We start from the raw sequence: 4,762 nt of genomic DNA on the forward strand, positions 1-4,762 counted from the left end.
AACGGTTATTGGTAATTAATATAAAATGAGCACTTTTGCATCGCAATTAAAATAAATAACTATGAAAAAATTTTTACTTACAATCGCTTGTTCAGCTGTTGCTGCTTTAACATTTGGACAAAAGGAAATTTCTGCAACTTTAACGTCTCCAGCTAATGGTGATGTAATTACTCAAGGGGTTGCTTTTGATTTCAACTTTACAATTACAAACAACGGTCCTGATGACTTAGTAGTTGAGGACACGGCATTCTTTGCTATTGTTTTAGACAACCAAATTATTACACAAGGAGTTTACTACGCGAACAGACCAGCTTCTCAAGCTACTATCGCTCCAGGTCAGTCTTTTGATGTTGCTACAGACTTCTTTAGCTTCAGTCAACTTTCTGATAACGGAACTCACGACATCTGTGTATACGCTTTATTAGCTGATTCAGATTCTTCTTACAACCTTATTACTGAAACTGACATGACAAACAACATTTCATGTGCATCAGTTCAGTTTGCAGGATCAACTGCAAGTACTACTGAGATTGGAGAAGTAGTGAATGAAATTACTGCATACCCGAACCCAGCTACATCTTCAGTTAACTTTGAAGTTTCTCAAGGAGCTGAGGAAATCGTTATTTACGACGTAAACGGTAAAGCAGTAAGAACTGTTGCAGTTGAAGAAACTGTTGAAACTGTTGACATTTCTAACTTAGAAAACGGAGTTTACTTCTACGCGGTTAGATTCGAAAACGGAGAAATCAAACAAGAGAAATTAGTCGTTAGCAAATAAGCTTAACGCAATACATTAAAAATCCCGATTCATTCATTTGAATCGGGATTTTTTTATGGTCCACTTTTCACAAAAAAATCCCTGCTCAGTTGAACAGGGATTTTCTTTTATAAATAGTTACAAGGATTAATCATCCTCTCTTTTACCGTATTTGCTAGCACCTTCACCTCTAATCTTTCTGATCTTATCCATAAGGTTATTGGTTACCACTTGCTCTTTATTTTCCGTTTCTTCTTTACGCTTTTTAGGAGCAGGAGCTGGTTTACCTTTTCGAGGTTTCGGTTTATATTCATCTGAGTTAAACTTTGCCTTTTTAGAACCATCGTAGATGCTATACTTTCTAAAACTACAAGGTAAAGAACCGTTGTAAAGTTTCAACCTTCTATCTGGACGCAGACCTAAATTTTTAAATCCATCCTCTGAAGAAGAAATTACCCAACAATCATAACCTTTCAGTTCTTGCTTAAACCAATCTCCAAGCTCTTCGTACATACGTTCGATGTTTTCTCCCATACGTTCTCCATATGGAGGATTACTAATGAGCATTCCTTTTGGTGTTGGTCTTTTTACATCTTTAAAGTTCGCAACGCTAAAATCTACATTGGCAACAATGGGTAAAACACCTGCATTTCTTCTTGCCTTTACAATTACTTCACCGTCCAAATCAGAACCATAAATGGTAAAGCCTAAATCTACTGAATTCTTATTGGCCTTAGCATATATCTCTTTCCACGCTTTTTCATCATAAGTTTTCAAACCTTGGAATGCGTAGTATTCTCTTTTTATATTGGCAGGGATGTTCGCGGCCATTAATGCAGCTTCAATCACTAAAGTTCCTGAACCACAGAATGGATCTATCAAGGTAGATTTTTGATCCCAACCTGATAGTTTCAATAATCCTGCAGCCACCACCTCATTTAAAGGTGCTTCACCTGTACCTGTTCTATATCCGCGTTGGAATAAAGGAACTCCTGAAGTATTTAAAGAAAGTGTAACTTGTTTTTCTCTAACATAAAGGTCTATCATTACATCTGGATCTCTTAAATCTACATCAGGTCTTTCCCCTTCTTTCTCTCTAAACACATCTGCAATAGCATCCTTCACCAAAAGAAAAGGAAATTGAGAGTGATTGAATAAAGTTGAGTTTACGGCACCTTTCACTGCAAAGGTGTTGTCCATTGTAAATAATGAAGTCCAATCAATACGCTTCGCACGCTTGTAAATATCTTTCTCTTCAGAAATTCTAAAGCTGTCTAGCTCTACCAAAACTGAGATCGCGCAGCGAAGGTTCAAGTTTAAATCATAAACGGTCTTCCAATCACCTTCTAATTGAACGGCTCTGTTGAGTTCTTTTACATTTTTATAACCTAACTCCTCTATCTCTTGTTTCAGTACTTGCTCTAACCCAAAGAGCGTTTTTACTGTGATTGTTAAATTCTTCATTACTTCTTATTAAAAACATCTTTAACCAAAGGCATGTGCCAATGGCGCCAAACCGCTAAAGTACGGATAATAACGATGACACTCATCGCGATAACCAGTAAAGGCACAGAATTTCCGTATCCTAAATAGGTTCCTACCAAATAGATTCCACCCCCACTAATACAAGCTGTGGCATAAACTTCCTTTCTAAAGACCAAAGGAATATCATTACAAAGCACGTCTCGTATTACACCTCCGAAGGTTGCGGTTATCACACCTAGTAATAGTGCTACAAACGGAAGCTGATCGAATTCCAAACCTTTTTCTAACCCAGCAATTGTAAACAAACTCATCCCCAAAGTGTCAAACACAAAAAAGGTCTTTCTCATTTTTCGAAACGCCTGCTGAAAGAAAATCCCTATGGTAGCGCCCAGCATCACGGTAATAATCAAACTCATAGATGACATCCAAGCAACATTGGTGTTTAACAATAAATCGCGCAATGTACCCCCTCCTAAGGAAGCAATAAAGGCAATGATGTACCCACCAAAAAAATCCATATTTTTCTCCGAGGCAGTTAACACCCCACTAATGGCCAAAAAAAACACTCCGATATGATCTATTACATCTAAAATCACTTTCCGCTATATCTCTAAATTTTCTTCTATTTTTGTACAAATAACACAATTTTTGTTTGAGACACCTAATAGTTTTTTTATTAATCTTCTGCGGACTCATTTCCCAGCAAGCTAAGGCTCAACGCGTAGGTGTAGTTTTGAGCGGAGGGGGAGCTACGGGATTAGCCCACATTGGTGTTCTAGAAGCTCTGGAAGAAGCCAACATTCCTATTGATTTTATTACGGGTACAAGTGCCGGTGCTTTTATCGGAGCCATGTATGCTTCTGGCTATTCTCCAAAACAAATTAAAGCTTTTGTTCTCTCAGAAGAATTCCAAATAATGACGCGTGGGGAGCTCACCACAGATACAGATTTTCTTCTGCGTAAAGACGGCGAAGATGCGAGTATGTTTACCTTCCGTTTAGACACAGATAGTTTATTGAGAAATCCATTGCCTACGAATTTTGTAACGCCTACTTTAATGGATTTCAGAATGCTAGAAACGCTAGGATTGAATTCAGCAAATCATCAGCAAGATTTCGATTCACTTTTCATTCCTTTTCGTTGCGTTGCCTCAGATATCGCCAGTAAAAAAAGTGTAGTATTCCGAACTGGAAACTTGAATGAAGCAGTAAGGGCTTCCATGACTTATCCCTTTTACATCAACCCGATTACTATAGACAGTGTACTTTACTTTGACGGTGGACTTTACAACAATTTCCCCGCAGATGTACTATACCAAGAATTTGATGTCGATTACATTATAGGTAGTAATGTTTCCTACAACGCTGCAGCGCCTACTGAAGATGATATTGTGAGTCAGATCACCAACATGCTTGTTACGCCAACCGTCTTTGATCTACCTTGTACACAAGGGATATTAATAGAACCTCAAACGGGAACCAACACCTTTGAATTCGACAATGTTAAACAAGCCATTGATGCTGGTTACCGAGAAACAAAATTAAAATTAGACAGCATACTGTTGCATGTACATAGAAAAGCATCAAAGACTCAACTTCAATCCAAAAGACAATCTTATTTGAGTAAACAAACACCACTGAACATTAATAAAGTGGTAGCCATTGATAAAAATGGAGATACGCTAGATTATGTTATTCAATCTTTGAAAGGGCCGAACAGTAAACAAAACTTAAATCAAGAACTACTTAAAAAACGTTACTTCAGAGCTTATGCTTCTCCTCAAATAAGTTTTTTATACCCCACGCTCAAGAAGGTCAATGACTCTACCCACGAACTCTTTTTGTACGTAAAAAAAGAAAAGAATTTAAGGTTTGATGTAGGTGGCCACCTATCCTCTAGGGCCGTTAATACTGGGTACTTGGCTGTTTCCTATTCTGGATTACGTAAAACGGGGATTAATGTGCAAGCCTCCTCTTACTTTGGAAAGTTTTATGGTTCAGGAAAAATCAAAACGGTCTTTGACATCCCCGCTAGTTTTCCTTTTCGATTTACCACATATTACGTGAGGAACAGATGGGATTATTTCATCAACTTTGCAACATTTTTCGAGGAAGTTAAACCTTCCTTTCTGATTCAAAATGAAGATTATTACGGTGCTACGTTTAGTTTTCCATTGAGTAATAAACGAACTTTAGACTTTGATTTCAGAGACTTTAGTTTAGAAGACAACTACTATCAAACCGATAATTTCTTAAGCTCAGACACTGCAGATGTTACATTTTTCGATGGTCAGTCTGCAGCAATCATTTTCAACACCAATTCATTAAATAGAAAACAATGGGCCACTGAAGGACATCAACTTTACATTAAGGCACGCTTCGTTTCTGGAAAAGAAAGAAGTGTTTCTGGTTCCACTTCACCTATAGATTACGACTTTAGAAAAAGACACAATTGGTTCAATTTACAAGTAAAAGGAAGTTATTTCCCTGTCCGCACCCAACAGTTCAAATTTGGTTTTAG

At 37.5% G+C, this 4,762-nt stretch carries 4 protein-coding genes; 2 read left to right on the forward strand and 2 right to left on the reverse strand.

From position 1 onward, the window contains the following. The first annotated feature begins 61 nt into the window (after positions 1-61). Positions 62-778, forward strand: a complete 717-nt coding sequence (locus tag AC22ZQ_RS12445; protein WP_318959094.1) for a T9SS type A sorting domain-containing protein — start codon at positions 62-64, stop codon at positions 776-778. A 126-nt stretch (positions 779-904) separates the two neighbouring features. Here AC22ZQ_RS12445 and AC22ZQ_RS12450 read toward each other — a convergent pair whose 3' ends face one another. Together AC22ZQ_RS12450 and AC22ZQ_RS12455 are read right to left on the reverse strand one after the other, a co-directional pair. Beyond that, complete coding sequence (locus tag AC22ZQ_RS12450; protein WP_318959095.1) at positions 905-2,221, reverse strand: THUMP domain-containing class I SAM-dependent RNA methyltransferase; 1,317 nt, start codon at positions 2,219-2,221, stop codon at positions 905-907. Further along, the gene (locus tag AC22ZQ_RS12455; RefSeq protein ID WP_318959096.1) at positions 2,221-2,838 is read right to left on the reverse strand and encodes a trimeric intracellular cation channel family protein; all 618 of its coding nucleotides are present in this window, start codon (positions 2,836-2,838) and stop codon (positions 2,221-2,223) included. The genes AC22ZQ_RS12450 and AC22ZQ_RS12455 overlap by 1 nt, the downstream gene beginning before the upstream one ends. Before the next feature lie 56 nt (positions 2,839-2,894). Here AC22ZQ_RS12455 and AC22ZQ_RS12460 point away from each other — a divergent pair. Next, positions 2,895-4,762: patatin-like phospholipase family protein (locus tag AC22ZQ_RS12460; protein WP_318959097.1), on the forward strand; the 1,868-nt coding region annotated here is incomplete at its 3' end.

This window comes from Lishizhenia sp., assembly GCF_057456495.1.

Excerpts from the sequence above, each read along its gene's own strand:
- AC22ZQ_RS12445 (WP_318959094.1), top strand. The coding sequence starts at position 62 with ATGAAAAAATTTTTACTTACAATCGCTTGTTCAGCTGTTGCTGCTTTA.
- AC22ZQ_RS12450 (WP_318959095.1), bottom strand. The coding sequence starts at position 2,221 with ATGAAGAATTTAACAATCACAGTAAAAACGCTCTTTGGGTTAGAGCAA.